Source organism: Klebsiella sp. K47, assembly GCF_051858335.1.
Taxonomy (GTDB): Bacteria; Pseudomonadota; Gammaproteobacteria; order Enterobacterales; family Enterobacteriaceae; genus Klebsiella; species Klebsiella pneumoniae.
The window spans coordinates 1-221 of sequence record NZ_JBPYUI010000466.1; the positions used below are offsets into that span (position 1 = coordinate 1).

The 221-nt window shown below is 63.8% G+C and carries 1 protein-coding gene; it reads left to right on the forward strand.

The features are described 5' to 3' along the window. The coding region (rplW, locus tag RRF55_RS28820; protein ID WP_439419418.1) for a 50S ribosomal protein L23 at positions 1-115 on the forward strand (115 nt) is incomplete at its 5' end. Positions 116-221 lie beyond the last annotated feature (106 nt).

Here is a 221-nt window from a genome sequence, read left to right on the forward strand (position 1 = left end):
TTCCAAGGGCAAGACCAAGCGGTTCCGCGGCACCATCGGCCGTCGCTCGGACTTCAAGAAGGCCGTCGTCACCCTCGCCGAGGGTAACAAGATCGACGTGACCACGGGCATCTGAGCGGGAGTGTGATCCGATGGCTCTGAAGCAATACCGCCCGATTACGCCGTCGCTCCGCCAGCTGGTCATCGTCGACCGCTCGGAGCTGTGGAAGGGCAAGCCGGTC